We start from the raw sequence: 17084 nt of genomic DNA, 5'->3' as shown, positions 1-17084 counted from the left end.
GAGTCAGAGGCACTCACAAAGAGAGAATCTCCTTTACGGACAGGGCATATCCAGGTTCAACTAGCCCAAATTAACGACTTGCGATCAGTCGCGCTTCCGACATGAGGACGGGAGCGAACTTCGAGGATTGGGAGGGGAGCCATGAAACGTTCCCTCAAGGCCCTGACCAGGGTCCGATTCATTGCATTTGTGTCACTTATTCTATGTACAGTCTGCCTGGCCGGTAGGGAGGATATGACTCCCACCAAGGGCGACGTGTCGGGCGATGGAGACATCGATGGGCGCGATGCGCTGCTGGTCTCGCAGTCCATCGAAGGCGTGGAGGTACTGACTCCCGATCAGCAGGACGCGGCCGACGTGGCGCCGTTCCCGGGAACCGGCGGAAGATGGACGGGCGACGGCGTCATCGACGAAGACGATGTGCTGCGCCTGCTGTACAAGGCCGTGGGATTGGTGCCTGAAGGCGAGTTCACCGGGGACTTCTCCGGATCCGGGCCGGTCGTGCTGGATTTCTCCCCGCGCGCAGGAACGGTCGGAACGCAGGTGACGTTGACCGGGGCGAATTTCCTGCCCGGGTTACCAAACGACAACGAGGTCCGTTTCGGGTCGACCATCGCATCGATCGATTCGATGACGAATACTCAGATCGTTGTGACGGTTCCTGCCGGCGCAGCCTCTGGGGTCGTCACCGTACAGACGCCCGGCGGCGAAGCCGTGACGCCCGCGGAGTTCGTCGTCACGCAGTCAACACCGGGGCAGTTCGTTCCCCCCGCCGGCGTGGACGCCTCGGCGCACACGATCGTGTGCGTGTACGATGAAGTCCAGGCGGATGCGTCGGGCAACTTCCAGATCGAATTTCCAGACGATCGCGTTGGTCTGATCGGAGCAGCTCCTCCAGGTGCAAGTCAGAGCACCTACCTGGCGCTTCGTCCGCCGGCCGGTTCATCGGCTCGGCGTGCAGACGATGTGCTGATCAACGCGGAGACTACAGCGGAGACGTTGGTCTTCATGCATCCGTTCTTCATCACACGCAATCCTCAGCGCGTGGAGACGTTGCTGAACACGATGGAGAACGTCCCGGAGGTCGCGCAGTTAGCGACCGTGATCGCGGAGCGCTATGCGGTCAGCGATCTTGGCCTCGACGATCCGCAGGTCACCACGGCGTGGAACAACGCGGTAATCGCGATGATGAACGCACTGCCGTCCGGTGTAACACATACAATCGGCGCCGTGCGCGGCGAGCGCTCGACTGATGACTTCGACACGACGATCCGCGAGTCCGCCGGCATTCGTGCCGATGGCGATATCCGTGTTCGCACGATGGGAATCGACCTGGATTACCTGTCGTTCCGGCGCGAAGGCGATGCGCTGGAGGTTACTCCGAGCCTCAGCGTGGATTACAGTCCGGTCGATTGGCTTGTCGCAATCTATCGTCTGGATCCGACGGATATGCCAACGGGATTCAGCGAGTCGTTCCGCGGAATCAAGGCGCGCAACATTCGCCGTACGGGCTATCAGAAGTCGACAATGGTGGCGGGGAATTTGTGGACGGCAAAGATCGACGTGCTTGGCCAGGGAATGGATTTCGTGATGGATTCCGTTCTGGATTGGGTAGGCATGGGTGGCGATGCGGTGCTGCCGCTGCAGAGCGACGAAGATGCGATCTACATGATTCGCGCGTTCAGTGGCTCTTACAAGGACCGCTGGGCGTTCTCTGGCAACGATGCGACAGCGATCAGTCAGGTCGATGGCGATCGGCGCCTGGCGAACACGGCAACGGGCATCAACGTGACGTTGGCTCTGGTCGACGTTTGGGGCCTGGTGGCAGGCGAGGAAGGGACGCCGAGTAAGGAAGCCATCAAGGCAGGCATGCAGTCCGGCCTCGCGGCGATTTCCACAGAGATGGGGAACAACGCACTCGGCGAATTCACCGAAGAGCAGGCGCTGGATTCGATCCTGAACATCATCACGGAGGTAGGGAAAGGCATCGCGGCCGCTTACGCGAATGAGGGCATCAGCCAGGCACAGGACAAACTGCAGGGAACACTCAAGAAGGCTCTCGGCAAGGCGGTTCCCTTGCTAACAATCCTGGAGAAGATTTCCTCGATTGGACGCGTGGGTGAACGCATTGTGGGATTGATGGGCTACATCGTCAGTCCCTTGGATCTAGAGATTGTTCAGGGACCGACGCCTTTGGAAGCGGGCCTTGTATTGGTGGGCGATCCGTTCTCTCCGATTGTCGAATCGATGGATCCGACATCCGGCGGACCAGGGACGGAGGTAACGATTACAGGCCAGAGATTCAATCCCAGCGCCACGCAGAACAAGGTAAAGTTCGGCAATGTCGAAGCAGAGGTCGTTTCGGTCAACGCGCAGGGCACGCAGCTTGTGGTGCGCGTACCGAGCGGCTTGTCGAAGTGGTCGAACCCTTACACGATCTCGGTCGAGACGCCTGCGGCAATGAGCCCAAAGGGGATTGCGGGATTCACGTATCGAGAGATTCCGGTATTGATGGAGTTGTCTGTCACGGAAGGCTATCCGGCATCATCGAACCCGACAGGAAAACCACACGCAGATTTCGCGGGAACGGAAGTTCGGCTGATCGGCCAGAACATGAACGTCCCATCGGAAGGACCGAATCACCGCGTCTACTTCGGTGGAACGGAAGCGACGATCACCTATCAGACGACGACTTCCATTTACGTCAACGTACCACACCTGACGTCGAGCGGAGCACATGATGTCTATGTGCGATTCACAACGGAGAACGGCGAGGAGTCGACTCAGCACCTGACGTTCAACGTCTATGGCGACCCGACGATTTCCTCGGTCGCTCCGACGGAAGTCCCGGCCGGTGCGACAATCAGTATCCAGGGCACAAACCTGTACGACCCGATCCAGGTGATGATCGACGACGTTGGCGTTGGTGGACAACTTGGCGTGAATGGAACGATCTACCTGGCTTCGATGCCAAACATCGGAGATGAAGGACAGCAGTTGGCTCTGCAATTGTGGACGCCTCGCGGCGTGGTCGAGCGCACCATCACCCGTCAGGCCGGAGTTCAGGTTGATGATCTGACTCCTTTGCCGGCCGGCATCTCAATGACCGTCACGACGGCTGCGAGTGGCATGACGCCTGACGGGGAAATCTCGCTGGCAGAAGCCGTTGCAATGGCAAACGGCTCGCAGAATTTCTGGGATGGTGGAGCATACGACGACAAGAACAAGGAAGAGACGGTCGATTATTACGAACGGCGCGGCGGCGAAGATCCGGACTTCTATTACTACTGGGAACAGGGAGGTTCGAGCGAAACGACTCTGGAAGAGAACAACGGGACTGCACATGAAATTAAGCAGTTCTATCGTGTCGATCACTTCCATGCCGATCATGGGGGCGGAACAAGCGACCGGTACCCGAACGGAACCGAAGATCTGGACAGCGGAGTGGATAATGATCACAAAGTCGAGGAGGGCGATCGCTGCTCAAACAAGGGTGGTGTGACGGATTTCGCCCATTTCAACGGAGCGAACTTTGCCGACACAATCACGGAGAGCACCGGAGCTCGCACGTATGCGTTCGGGACGACACTGGCTCTGGGTGTGCAGGATTATTTTAGCCTGACAGATTCAACGCTGAATATCACCGGCGGCGTGACGCTGCCTGAAGGAACGGACTTTCTGGGCAAGACACTCACAGTAACACAGCCCATCGCATGTTCCGGAAGGTGGGTCTATGTCGGATTCCAGGATGTGACTGCGACCGGGGATGCAGCCTTCGAATTGACGGATGGATTCCAGGTCGAGATCCGCAACATGGCCATCCATGCGACCGGCCATGCGATCAGCGGTTCAGGCGGCGGGAAGAACACATTCTCGAATCTGACGATCGACTCGCCCGGCGGAGATGGCATTGCGATGTCCAACTCCGACGAGAATACCATCCAATCTGTAGATATCACGGATGCGGGCGGAAGGGGCATCTACCTCAGCAATTGCGACCAGACTCTGATTGATCACGGTTCGATCTCCGGTGCAGGGGGCGACGGTATCGGAGTCGAAGGTGGCCGATACAATAAGATCAGGTATGTCAGCACGATCGAAGATGCAGCCAATGGAATCAGCCTGAAAAACACTGAACAGGCCCAGGTAATGGGGCAAATGACCATTCAGAACTGCACAGGCGACGGCATTCGAATCGATGGCGGCGGAATGCATCAACTGAATGACGGCTACGTTCAAAACATCATGGATAACGGCGGCGATGGCCTTGTGATCGTCGACAGCGAACTGAATCAGGTGCGCAATCTTCGACTCGCGGGTAACAGTGGCAGCGGTGTGGAGTTGCGCGGCTCGGGTTCGCAACACAACGATCTGGCTGGCTTGAATGTTGGCATGTACTACTCCCTCGATTCGGGGAATTGGGTCCTGAGCGGCAACAACAGCTACGGCATCCATGTTTCAAATGGCGCGAACAACAACCGCGTCGGAAGTTACATGGGCGGCACGAACAAGGTCGTGGCCAACGGCAATCATGGCGTACTGGTTGAAGGTGCGGGGACATCGTACAACTCGCTTGGTATCGAGGGCGGCTTCTACGGAGCGTCCGGCGCTGTCCAAGGCGCGAACCAAGGCGATGGCATCCGCATCCAGGGCGGCGCGTCCGACAATGAAGTCGTGATGGGCTTCATTCACGGGAACACTGGAAACGGCATTACGATTACGGGCTCCGGCACGGACAACAATCTGATCGAGCAGAGCGACATTGGAACACTTATTCTGAATGACGGGACCAATCCAAAGCCGAATGGCGGTCTGGAGATCGTGGTCTCCGGCGGCGCGCAAGGCACGCAGATTGTCGATACCGATGTGGGTGCCAATCCAAACGGTGGTATCTTACTCGACCAGATTTCCAGCGCATCTCTCGACAATGTCGATATCGGCGATGAGGTCGTCTACACGCGAGGAAAACGCATTGCGGCGACGGGGGTCGGCTTGGATCTCGTGAGTTGCAGCAACGTCGATGTTGCAAGTGTGTGGGCCGAGGGCTTCGAAACAGGCGTGCGGGTGGCCGGTGCGGGATCGAGTAACATCTCGTTGGATGCCTACGCGCAGTACAACTCGGGAACGGGTGTACTTGTGGATGGCGTGTCAGGTTTCAATGCTGTGAAACTGCAAGGCTTCAACAACCTTGGCAGCGGCATTGAATTGCGAAACTGCGAAATCGCGCCGGAAACCATTAGCGCGAGCTATAACGGCGCCCACGGTATCCTGGTGGAGAATTGCTCGCCGGTGACTCTTCAGAATCCGAATGCTCTCGACAATCTCGAAGATGGCGTGCGAATCGACAATTGCGCGGATGTCCTAGTGACCAACCCTGCGACGGCCAACAATGGGCAGCACGGGCTGCATTTCCTCAACGGTTCGTCCGGTATCGATGTCATGAACGGTTACCTGGAAAGCAATCAGGGCTGGAATATTGCCCTGGATGGCGTCAGCGATGTCCACATTGGCAGCGATCCGGGCGATTACCTGAGCATCGACGAAGGACTGCAGGGCGGACTGCAGGTCAAAGATTCCACAGACGTGTTGATCGGCAACGAGCGTGACGAATATCAGTGCTTCTTCAATTCGCATCCAACGACAGATATCGAGATCGGGGGATCATCGAACAATGTCCAGGTTGTCGGCACCTACTTCGGAGCGAATTCCGGTTCGACTGGCGACTCGTGCATTCATGTGACCGGTGGTTCCAACATTAAGATCGGCTCGGATCGGGCCGAATGGGGAAACTACTTCGTCTCACCAGGGCGCGATGCGATCGTTGTCGATGGTCCTGCTTCAAACGTGGAGATTATCGGCAATACGTTCGGGGCTGCCTCGACGAGTGGAAGCAACACCTACTACGGGAATCATATGGGTATCGTGCTGCAGAACGGCGTGACCGGGGTGGGGATTTATGGAAACTGGATCTTCTCCAATGATTCCCACGGCATTCTAATCCAAGGCGGTGCACACGGAAACATCGTCACACGCAACCACATCAATTCGAATGGCGGCGACGGTGTTCACATCACTGGAACGGGCACAACGGGCAATCGCGTGACCCAGAACAAGATCTTCCACAATGGTGGCGCGGCGATTGGATTGTCAGCCGGTGGAAACAATCAGATTCCAATGCCGGTGATCACGAACGTCTCGCCCGACAGCCACGCCCTCGGTGGCGTGGTGAATCCGGCGCCACCGGATGGGAGTTGGGTTGAGGTATTTGCCGATCGAGATGATGAAGGCTATCAGATGCTCGGCCGCACGCCGTTCCTTGGAAACAACTTCTATCTGAGGACGAAGATCCCTGCCGGCAAGCAACTGCACGCCGTCGCCCTTCATCCCGATGGCAACACGTCAGAGTATGGCCCTGTCGATGAGGTTCAATTGCCGCGCGAGTACGGCGTCATCTTCGCCTCTGGAATGGATACGCAACGCGACGCCTACTTCCTCGATCCAACAGATCCAGTGCCGCGTCAGATCACTCAGAACACGGCGGACGACTACTGGCCGGCGCCCATGCCACAAGGCCTGGGAACACTGTTTGTTTCCGATCGCGAAGGTTCTGCCGATCTTTGGATGGATTCGTTCCAAACGGAAGGTCTGATGCGTATTGCAGGGAATCCCGCCGAAGATACGCAGGCGGACTGGAGCGGCGCGACGAACGACATCGTCTTCGTCTCGCGACGCGATGGGAATGCGGAGCTCTACAAGACCAACGTCGATCCCGCAAGTCCCGACATTCGCTTGATCAACTCCACGGGCGACTTCGGCGATTGGGATTCGTACCCGACGGGATACTCGGCTGCGACGGTTCTTGATGCGGATGGACTGATCCTGACGGATTTGCACTTCTACGTTTCGACATCTTCGGCCGGCTTCGAGTGGAGCGTCCTTGAAATGGGGGCGACGGAACCAGGCGCGGTACTCACCAGCGGCACAGTTGCATCGACGAGCTTCGGCTGGGTCGATGTGCCGATCTCGCCCATCGCGGTCAGTGGCCAGGTTGCTGTCGCGATGACGTACGTGCAGGATTCGACACCAATGCTATCGACAGGCACGTCCGGCCCGGACAACCGCTACTACCTCTACAATCCATCAACGGGTTGGGAAGCGCGGCCGGACTACTTCTGGAGGATCGAGGCATCTGCCGCGCCGGGCGATCCGACAAGACTGACGAACGACCCCGCGGAGGATTTGCATCCGCGCTGGTCACCGGATGGATCTCGGATAGCGTTCGACAGCGATCGCGGCGGAAATCGGGATGTCTGGCTGATGAATGCCGACGGTACAGGTCCGACAAAGCTGACCGATGGCACGGGCTCGAACCACTCCCCCGCCTGGAGTCCCGACGGGCAGTCGATCGCATTCGTCTCCGACCGCGACGGCAACAGCAACATCTACACGATCGGCGCGGATGGGACGGGTCTTGCCGCGTTCACGGATGATGCCGCGGAAGATGTCGGGCCGGATTGGACGTGGGATGGCAACGCGATCGTGTTCGCCTCGAACCGTTCGGAAGGCTACGAAATCTACCGTCGCAATGTTTCCGGTTCGTCGAATGCCAAGCGTTTGACGTTCATGATCGGCGATGCGGAACAACCACGGACCGTGCCGCTGGATTACATGTATGGCTTCAACATCGACCCGACAGAGGTCCAGGTTGCGGTTCGTCGCGACGTGCCGCCGGTTGCGCGCGGCGGCGGGCCAACGACGGTGACAATCGCCAGCACGCAGGCCGTGCCGGGCGGGCAGTTCACACTGTCGCTCTTGATCGATGGCGCGGACGACATGGGCAACCTGGGATTCGAGCTCGAATACGATCCGGCCGTTCTGGAGATTGTCTCTGTCCCGACGTCGAGTCTGGGTACGGGATCGATCTACGCAATTGGCCCGGACACGTTCCCGGACGATTCGGGTTCAGTGCGCTTCGAGTGGATCCAACCGACCGGCTACATCGGCAGTGCGCCCGTGCTGGAAATGCCGATGCGCGTAAAGGCCAGCGCACCGTACGCCAACATACCGCTGACGCTGAAGGCGTCGCATCTGTACGACTCGTCGCTCCTGGAAGTATCGCTTGATGTGATCAGCGGCGTCGTGACGATCGGCGCGCAGACATACGAGGGGTGCTTCTGGATGTTCGTGGGCGACTGAGGTCGCGTGCTGGAGTTTCCGGAGCGAATCCATCTGCGCACGAATTTCGCTCCGGATGCTGCCAGCCAAATGGAAAGGAACATCGCGACCATGGAGAAGGCCACATTTGCAGCGGGGTGCTTCTGGGGAGTCGAGCAGGCGATTCGCGAGTTGGATGGCGTGGTTGATGCGCGCGTCGGGTACATCGGCGGGCACACGGAGAATCCGACCTACAAACAGGTTTGCACCGATGGCACAGGGCACGCCGAAGCGGTCGAGGTGACATTCGATCCGGAGAAGGTCAGCTACGCCGAGTTGTTGGATTACTTCTTCCGCCTGCACGATCCGACGACGCTGAATCGCCAGGGTCCGGACGTTGGTTCGCAGTACCGGTCGGCGATTTTCACGCACAGCGATGCCCAGGCGCAGGCGGCTGAAGCTGCAAAGGCAGAACTCGCCGCATCGGGGAAGTTCGGCGACCGCACGATCACGACCGTGATCGAGCCGGCCCCGACGTTCTGGGAAGCCGAGGAGTACCACCAGCGCTACTTCGAGAAGAACGGCGGCGGAGGCTGTCACATCGTCCGGTAGCCCACGCGCCCGCGAATCCACCTTGCGACCGCACATGAACCCTTGGTCAATTGGTCCATTCCATTGGCCGAGGGTTCTTCATTTCAATGAGGCGATTGCTGAGTGGACGGGGGCCATTGTGGGTCGCGGGGGTGCTATGTCTGCTGGCGCTGGTCGCCTTGATGTTGCCGACCCTCTTGCCGATGTTCAGCCCCAACACTCCGGCTTTCCCGCATGACGACGTGCGGAACGCATCCTTCGCAGAGGGGAGATTCGTCGACAATCAGACTGCACGCGTTGTCACGTGGGAACCAACGGGGCGCGAGGCGTATCGCGCAAATCCGGAACATCCTTGGACGAGCATCATTCGGTCGCATTGGTCGCAGAGATACATCCATCGGGAAGATGAAGTGTTCTCACGAGACTGGGCTCCCACGATCTCGATGCCAAATGATGGTGAACTGGAGATCCTTGTCGCTGTGGCTCGGACATCTGGCCATGAACCAATCTGGTTGGATCCGGAGCTGCAAGAAATTCGTGCCGAAGACGCCAAGGCCCGGCTTGCAGACTTCGGGTTAGTCGGCCTTGCTAATCTGGCGCAATCACCGAATCCCTTCTCATATGCCCGATTTCAGTTCTGGGCAAAGGCGAAGGGCGAGTTCGTAACTCATTGCAGTCGTGCCTCGCTCCGGGACACCGCAAACGGATATGAGTTGGCTGGTAGTCCTTGGTCTCTTGTCGAAACCAGTTCCGATGGGGTGGAGATCAGGACTGCCGGCTTCGACTACGCGGTCTCACCGCCCGGTCCACTGACTCTCTGGCTCGAGTCTGTTCCACCGCCGACCTCCTACTACTTGGGAGGGGCACCCGGTTCTCGTGCGATTGTGGATGGTGCGGAGGTCATACTCGAGGATGTCATCTATCCCGATGAGAATGGTTGGCTGCACATATTTGATGAGAACCAAGGCTCGACGACAGCAAGAGGGAGCTTCGCAGTCGCCATTGATCGGCCACCACGGATCGAGGGAAGCCGTTCACCGAGGCTGATTGCACATTTCCAGGATGGCAGTTCGCAGGTGTATTCAATGTCAGCCGAAGAGTGGTGGATCTTCGATAAAGGCGACCCCGAGACGGTTTCTGAATACGAGTTTGAGTTCGACAAGAGCCACAGATTCCTGAAGATTCCCGTTCCTGACCTGGAGAAGCTCTTAGGAACATCGCATTCTATCGAAGACTTGGCTGCGGTAGCGATTCCAACTTACAGCCTGAATGGAATGCCTGATCTCGCAGAAGTTCTCGGGGCTGCGCTCGAGTCGAGGGTGGTGATAGACGGACAGCACCTGTCCGGACTGGCCCCAGTCGGACCGGCAGCGCAGACTTGGCCACTCAATACGAAAGGAATGAATGCAGGTGAATTACTCAGGATATGGCGCAGCCAGTATTCATCTGAGCACGCGGTTCTATGGGCAAACGAAACGCGATCAAAGCCATATGTTACACTGACGCCGCCACAGTACATGTGGGATAGATCTCCCACATTCCGTTCGCAAGCCTTGCGTGCCTCCTCCAACGCCTGGTTGATCCTCGCCATTCTCGGCGGATTGCTTGGCGCGCTCAAGTTGTGGTCGTTGATTCAGGCGAAGCGGTTGCACGATCACCTGCGCAATCGTGGGTATGCGTGGATGGGATTCTTCCAGGCGGAGTGGCTCTATCTTCTCCTCGGCCGGCGGGCGTGGCGGATTCCGGCGTACGATGAACTCGGCGCCGTGCCGCACGTGACCCCGGACGACGTGAGGTCCATCGCGCGCGTGATGCGCGAGGCGGAGGAGCCCTGACTCATGAAACGCCGCGCGATCGTCTGGGCGCTGTTGACGAGCAGCAACTCGATGCGTGGGGCGCTGCTGCTGACAGCTCTTGCAATCGCCCTCATCGCGACGCCATGGGCGATGCGTATTGTCCAGCCGCACACGCCCGTGTTCAGTCGAAGTATGGTGCGAAATCCGAACTTCGTGAAACCCTATCGCAAACCGAAACAGCAGGAAGGACTGCTCGTCTCGTGGGAGCCCACGGGGCGGTTCGAGTACTCGTCCGGGGCATGGGGCCATGGCCCGCGCCGTGGTATTACCAACAGCTACCCTGGTGAGTTCAGCCGACTAGAAGAGAGGCCACTGAGTATTCAGAAGCGCGTCTACCTGGAGGAGTGGAAGCCTGCGATAACCCTGCCCGACGGTAGATGCCTGGAGTTCCTCGGTGCCGCGATTTCGTATGAGCATGGCGAAACTCTCCTGCTCGGGCCCGATCTCAATCCGCTCTCTGATTCCGAAAGGTCCGCGCTGGATGCTCGACTCACATCGGATGGACTCACGCTCGCGCCGCCTCGTCACTACGCGAATCACAGTGCTGCGATTAGGTTGTGGCTTCAAAGAACACCCGAACTCTGGCGCGAACAATCTTATACGTGCATTCGATTGCGCGATCGCGAGACGGGATGGCCGATGTACGAAGGAAGGAGATTCTTGCATTCCCGTCACGGTGTCGTTCACCTGAAGGGCAAGACGGAGAATGCCATCCTCAAGGTTGACTGTCATCTCGTCGCGCCGCCTTCCGGCCCTTCTCTCCTCTGGGTCAGCCTGGAGGGCGCCGATGTAGCCATCGCCTCGAATCGGCTCGACCGACTCCTTGGCTACACACAAACGTACGAGGACCTCGCCGATGTGCCATTGCCTTCGCGTGTGCTGCGCGAGGAGGGGGAACTGGAGGATCTACTGAGCGCCACGTTGCAGGCAGATGTCTCCTCTCCGATGGGCTTCCTGAAGGCTCTCCCTGCAGAGGAGTGGCCTGATGAAGTGCTGACAAATCCTGTCGATACAACCGGCATGACGGCGGGGGACTTGTTTAATCTGTGGCGGGCACGCTATCCCGAGCATGCCGTTGTGTGGGTGCGGGGCGCCAACTACTTGCTTCCCTGGGTGTCACTTGCCGCGCCAGGCTTGATCTGGGAGCGCCATCCAACCCGGTACTCGAACTTCCTATCGTTCCTGATGTCGCCTTGGAAAATCACTCGCATTCTTCTCATTGGGTACGCACTGCTCTGGCTTTGGTCGTTGCTCCAGGCGATGCGCCTCCGCGACCACTTGCGGCGCTGCGGCTACACGCGAATCGGTTTGACTCAGGCGGAGTGGCTCTATCTTCTTCTCGGCCGGCGGGCGTGGCGGATTCCTGCGTACGATGAACTCGGGGCCGTTCCGGACGTGAACCCGGACGATGCGAAGTCCATCGCGCGCGTGATGCGCGAGGCGGAGGAGCCCTGACTCATGAAACGCGGCGCGATCGTCTGGGCACTGTTGACGAGCAGCAACTCCATGCGTGTGGCGTTGTTGTTGACTGCTCTTGCGTTCGCGCTTCTGGCGACGCCATGGGCGATGCGTATTGTCCAGCCCCACACGCCGGTGTTCAGTCGAAGCATGGTGCGAAATCCGCATTTCGTGGAACCGTACGATTCTTCAAAGCAACCGGACCGCCTCATTGTTTCCTGGGAACTAGCGGGAAAGCACGAGTACAGATGGTCCGCCTCGGATCCGAGCTTCGTCTACAATCGAAGTGGAATCTGGCAATCATCACGCTGGGATCTTGATTATCCAGATGGCGTTCAAGATCAAGTTCTTGTCGCGGATTGGGAGTCCCCAATCGCGTTGCCGGGCGGGCGTGAGTTGAGAATCCTCGGAGCCGCCATTGCGCTTGAGGGTGGAGCACGTTACATCCTGGGACCGAATCTGGGGCCGATTTGGGACTCCGAGCGAGTATGGTTGGAAGACAGGCTGACTTCGCAGGGGCTTGAGCTCTCGGTGCCGAAGTTGAAACCGAATCGTTGCGCTGCCATTCGACTCTGGATACTGCGAACGCCGGACATCTGGAATGAGAAGGATTTTGCACTCGTGCGGCTGCGCGATCGTGATACGGGCTGGCCAGTATACGAGAGGAAATCACAAATCCTCAGCTACCTTGGCTATGTCGACATGAGCCGTGTGGCAGAGCAAGAAATCGCCGAGATCGAAATCAATCCGGTCGCGCCGCCAACGGGAGAATCGTTGCTGTGGGTTCATCTGCACGATGTCGACGTTGCGATTCGTGCCTCGAAACTGGACGGCCTGCTGGGTTATACGAAGACCTATCAGAATCTCGCGGCGGTGCCGCTCCCTCCACGAACACTGAATAGCGATGAGGAAATGATGGATTTGCTGAGCGCGGTGCTGCAGGGCGAGGCCCCCGGTATTGGCCCGTCCTTTCTCGATGATCTCCCGGAGGAGGACTGGCCAATTGAAGCGGCGCGATTCCCTCTCGATACCAGCGGTATGACGGCGGGCGACTTGCTGAACGCGTGGCGCGCGCGCAAACCTGATCATGCGGTCGTATGGAGCCGAATCAGGAGTTCGCCAGTTGCGACGATTTCACTCATTGCTCCGCAAGTGCTATGGGAGCGCTATCCAACTCGTTACACGAATTTCCTATCGTTCCTGATGTCGCCTTGGAAGATCATTCGCATCCTTCTCATTGGGTACGTACTGCTCTGGCTTTGGTCGTTGCTCCAGGCAATGCGCCTCCGCGACCACTTGCAGCGCTGCGGCTACACGCGAATCGGTTTGACGCAAGCGGAGTGGCTCTACCTTCTCCTCGGCCGGCGGGCGTGGCGGATTCCGGCGTACGATGAACTCGGCGCCGTTCCGGACGTGAACCCGGACGATGCGAAGTCCATCGCTCGCGTGATGCGCAAGGCGCAAAGAGAAGACTAGACTGAAGCGATCGCAGTCTTAGTGACTATGCCCGGAGCAGGCTGCCTGGTCGTCGAATTCGGCGAGTTGGCCGGCTTTCAGGGCTGCCAGATTGTCGCGCACGGTGCCGGGAACAGCCTGGAAAACGCGCACGCCGCCTTCGCGCATGTTCGCGAGGGCACGACGCCCGAGGCCGCCGACAACAAGCGTGTCGATGTTGTGGGCGCGCATCGTCTTCACGGGGTGGCAGCGGCCGTGCTCGTCGTGGGTGTTGTCGTTCTCGAGCGCGACGGTCTGGTCGGTTTCCGCATCGTGCAGAATGAACATGGGTGCCGAGCCAAAGTGGCCGGAGATTTCGCTGTCGAGTCCGCAGTCGACGGCGATGGGGAGACAAATCTTCTTCATTGGATATTCCTCATCCTCTCATATTCCTCCAAAATGCACGGCTCCTCCAGCCGCGCGGTCAGGATACTGGAATGGGGTGCGGGGAATGGCAAGGGGATTGGGGGGGAAGCGGCCAGGCTGTCAATTCGGAGCCAATAGGCGTGGCCCGGATTCTGCATGGCTGGGGGGTGTCCCCGCCGGGGCGGCGGTTGGGGGCAAAACCTGAACAGGATCAAGGCTCTATGATTGCGCTCCCAAAGACGATCGGTCAGTTGAAGGAATCCGGGTACAAGCCGGTTTCGGTGAAGGAGGAGATGCGGCGGAATCTGATCCGCAAGCTGCGTGCGGGCGAGGACCTCTTCCCGGGCATCATTGGGTACGACAAGACGGTGATTCCGCAGATTGTCTCGGCGGTGCTGTCGAAGCACGATTTCCTGCTGCTGGGTCTCCGCGGTCAGGCGAAGACTCGTATCATCCGCCAACTCGTCGGGCTGCTGGACGAGAAGATGCCGATTCTGCACCAGAGCCCGATCAACGAGGATCCGTTCCATCCGCTGACCAAGCGCAGCCGCGAGATGAACGAGGAGTTGGGCGATTCGACTCCGATCGACTGGGTAACGCGCGACGCCCGCTATCACGAGAAGCTGGCGACGCCGGACGTTTCGATCGCGGATCTGATCGGCGACATCGATCCAATCAAGGCCGTGGCGCGGAAGCTGGATTTCTCGGACGAGGAAGTGATTCATTACGGAATCATTCCGCGCACGAATCGCGGCATCTTTGCGATTAACGAGCTGCCGGATTTGCAGGCACGCATTCAGGTCGGACTGCTGAATATCCTGGAAGAAAAGGACATCCAGATTCGCGGCTTCCCCGTCCGGTTGCCGCTGGACCTGGTGCTGGTCTTCACGGCGAACCCGGAGGACTACACCAACCGCGGCAACATCATCACGCCGCTCAAGGACCGCATCGATGCGCAGATCCTAACGCACTATCCGGAAGACCTGGAGCATGCGAAGGCCATCACGCGACAGGAAGCCTGGACGGATCGCGACTCGAATGTGCAGGTTCCGGAATTGATTCGCGAGGCGATCGAGCAGATCGCCGTTGAGGCGCGCCATTCGGATTTCGTGGACAAGTCCAGCGGCGTGTCGGCCCGCATGGCGATTTCCTATCTCGAAACGGTGTACTCGACGGCAGAGGCGCGTGCGCTGCTGCACAATGAGAGCAGCACGGTTGCCCGGATCAGCGATCTCTTCTCGTCCATCACGGCACTGACCGGCAAGATCGAGCTGGTCTACAAGGGCGAGCAGGAAGGCGTGGCGAATGTGGCGCTGCACTTGATCGGGCGCGCGATGAAGCATCTCTTCAACAGCCGCGTGCTGCCGAACTACAAGCCCGGCAGGGATCGCAACGCGGACTGGACCGGATTCCAGCCGATCATCGATTGGTTCGAGGAAGGCAATCGGCTGCACCTAACCAGCGACATGAGCCAGCGCGACTACGAGGTGGCGCTGGAGGAAATCAAGGGGCTGAAGAAGATCACGAAAGATCTTGGTTTCCACACTTCGGACGCCGAGTTGCCGGTCATGATGGAGTTCGTCGTCGAAGGCCTGCACCAGAACTTCCTGTTGACCAAGCACATCAAGGACGCCCGGATCACGTACACGGACGCTGTGAGCTACATGATGAACGAGCTGTCCGAGTAGCGTGGACGCCGAGCCGAGGCTTGGCGCCCCCAGGAGACTTCATGGACTGGCGCCGGAAGCTGACGCAGGTTTTTCAGCCCGACTCGTATTTCTGCGATAAGTTGTGGGCGGCCGTTTCGGTGCGTTGGAACGGCGACGTCGAACCGTGCTCCTGCGCCTATGGCGAGTTCGAAGTCCAAAACGCGTTCGATTCGTCTGTACATGAAATCTGGAACTCGGCGCCGTACGTGGCGACGCGCCGGTATCTGAATGAAGAGGCCGCCGGTCAGACGCCGGAGGCCACGCCGGAAGTCTTTCCCATCTGCACAAATTGCCCCGTGCCTCTGATCGATCGAATGCAGGTCGTGCGCTGGCGCCTGAAGGGCTTCACGCCGCGGCTGTGGTGGAAGTCTCGCGGCGATGAGTTGTGGAGAACGAAGTACAAAAACTACCGCCAGTTGCAGCGACATCTCGCGACACCGTGCGAGACGATTCCGTACATGCCCATCATCGCCAATATCGACGTGGCGAACATCTGCAATCTGCGTTGCCCGTTTTGCGTGGCCGGGACGGAGAGTCTGACTCATCCACGGGGCATGATGAGCATGGAACACTTCGAGCGTTTGCTGGAGGAGCTTGGGCCGACGCTTCTGTACCTGGAGTTGTACCGTTACGGCGAGCCAATGCTGAACAAGCACTTGCCCGAGATGATCGAGCTGGCATCGCAGAAGTACAAGATCGCGACGCGGATTTCTAGCAATCTGTCGATGCCGCTGAAAGACGATACAATCCAGCGTCTCGTCCGCAGCGGTTTGGATGAACTCTTCATCGCTGCGGATGGAACAACGCAGGAAGTGTACGAGCAATATCGGCGTCGCGGGAAACTCGACGTTGTGCTGGAAAATGTGAAGGCGCTGGTGGCCGCGCGTCGAGCCGCCGGGCGCAAGACGCCGCGGCTGGTGTGGCAGATGCTCGTCTTTGCGCACAACGAACATCAGGTGCCGGATGTGTATCGCATGACGCGAGAGCTCGGCGTGGACGATGTGCTTGAGATCCAACCTCAGATTCCGAAATTCGACGACTCGCAGAAATGGGCCAGCAGCCGCGGGGCACGCGATGCGAAGGACGAGCGCCTCGTTCGGCAGATCCGCGACGTGCGAGTGGAACGAGTGAAGGATCGCCTTCGAATCGAAGCGGACACGATCAATACGACGCGCGAACAATGGGTGCGGACAGGCGCGAATCCCTTCCGGGTCGGGGTGAAACTCTACGCCGCCGACAAGACGACATTCTTGCACGAACTGGGGCGACTCGAACTGCCGGAGAATCTGCTGCCTGGCGAAGAGGGAACTGCCACAGGTGAATTGCCCTCCCCCGCCGAACCGGGCGACTACTGGCTGAAGCTGGATGTGCTGCGCGAAGATCTCTACTGGTACGAATGGCGAACAGGGCACCGCAGCGAGCCGGCGTGGGTACAGTTGAAGGCCGAATGAAGCCT

8 protein-coding genes are annotated in these 17084 nt (G+C 58.9%); 7 read left to right on the top strand and 1 reads right to left on the bottom strand.

From position 1 onward, the window contains the following. Positions 1 to 141 precede the first annotated feature (141 nt). The 5 genes from KQI84_04800 to KQI84_04780 all read left to right on the top strand — a co-directional run bounded on the left by KQI84_04800 (position 142) and on the right by KQI84_04780 (position 13535). Positions 142 to 8196 carry a right-handed parallel beta-helix repeat-containing protein gene (locus tag KQI84_04800; GenBank protein MCB2154182.1) on the top strand — a complete coding sequence of 2685 codons (8055 nt, stop codon included), beginning with the start codon at positions 142 to 144 and terminating at the stop codon, positions 8194 to 8196. A gap of 90 nt (positions 8197 to 8286) precedes the next feature. After that, entirely contained in the window at positions 8287 to 8766 is a 480-nt protein-coding gene (msrA, locus tag KQI84_04795; GenBank protein ID MCB2154181.1) for a peptide-methionine (S)-S-oxide reductase MsrA, read from the top strand. Positions 8767 to 8852: 86 nt separating this feature from the next. Continuing rightward, entirely contained in the window at positions 8853 to 10580 is a 1728-nt protein-coding gene (locus KQI84_04790) for a hypothetical protein (protein MCB2154180.1), read from the top strand. A gap of 3 nt (positions 10581 to 10583) precedes the next feature. Next, a complete protein-coding gene (locus KQI84_04785) occupies positions 10584 to 12056 on the top strand; it encodes a hypothetical protein (GenBank protein ID MCB2154179.1) in 1473 nt (490 codons plus the stop codon). A gap of 3 nt (positions 12057 to 12059) precedes the next feature. Then, positions 12060 to 13535 carry a hypothetical protein gene (locus tag KQI84_04780; protein MCB2154178.1) on the top strand — a complete coding sequence of 492 codons (1476 nt, stop codon included), beginning with the start codon at positions 12060 to 12062 and terminating at the stop codon, positions 13533 to 13535. An 18-nt stretch (positions 13536 to 13553) separates the two neighbouring features. On the opposite strand, the gene KQI84_04775 is transcribed toward KQI84_04780, so the two are convergent. Beyond that, entirely contained in the window at positions 13554 to 13919 is a 366-nt protein-coding gene (locus KQI84_04775) for a NifB/NifX family molybdenum-iron cluster-binding protein (GenBank protein MCB2154177.1), read from the bottom strand. A 221-nt stretch (positions 13920 to 14140) separates the two neighbouring features. On the opposite strand from KQI84_04775, the gene KQI84_04770 reads away from it, so the two are divergent. Next, positions 14141 to 15607, top strand: coding sequence for a magnesium chelatase (locus KQI84_04770; GenBank protein ID MCB2154176.1), 1467 nt, complete (start codon positions 14141 to 14143; stop codon positions 15605 to 15607). A 41-nt stretch (positions 15608 to 15648) separates the two neighbouring features. Further along, positions 15649 to 17079: a radical SAM protein gene (locus KQI84_04765; protein ID MCB2154175.1), complete on the top strand. Its 1431-nt coding sequence runs from the start codon at positions 15649 to 15651 to the stop codon at positions 17077 to 17079. Positions 17080 to 17084: the final 5 nt, after the last annotated feature.

The sequence above is a fragment of the bacterium genome, assembly GCA_020444065.1.
Lineage (GTDB): Bacteria > Sumerlaeota > Sumerlaeia > SLMS01 > JAHLLQ01 > JAHLLQ01.
The sequence above is the reverse complement of the archived record's forward strand: the minus strand, read 5'-3'. Positions and strand labels throughout refer to the sequence as shown.

Bases quoted from the DNA above. Each gene is read 5' to 3' on its own strand.
- KQI84_04800 (MCB2154182.1), top strand. From the start codon at position 142: ATGAAACGTTCCCTCAAGGCCCTGACCAGGGTCCGATTCATTGCATTT.
- msrA (MCB2154181.1), top strand. From the start codon at position 8,287: ATGGAGAAGGCCACATTTGCAGCGGGGTGCTTCTGGGGAGTCGAGCAG.
- KQI84_04785 (MCB2154179.1), top strand. From the start codon at position 10,584: ATGAAACGCCGCGCGATCGTCTGGGCGCTGTTGACGAGCAGCAACTCG.
- KQI84_04775 (MCB2154177.1), bottom strand. From the start codon at position 13,919: ATGAAGAAGATTTGTCTCCCCATCGCCGTCGACTGCGGACTCGACAGC.
- KQI84_04765 (MCB2154175.1), top strand. From the start codon at position 15,649: ATGGACTGGCGCCGGAAGCTGACGCAGGTTTTTCAGCCCGACTCGTAT.
- KQI84_04790 (MCB2154180.1), top strand. From the start codon at position 8,853: ATGAGGCGATTGCTGAGTGGACGGGGGCCATTGTGGGTCGCGGGGGTG.
- KQI84_04770 (MCB2154176.1), top strand. From the start codon at position 14,141: ATGATTGCGCTCCCAAAGACGATCGGTCAGTTGAAGGAATCCGGGTAC.
- KQI84_04780 (MCB2154178.1), top strand. From the start codon at position 12,060: ATGAAACGCGGCGCGATCGTCTGGGCACTGTTGACGAGCAGCAACTCC.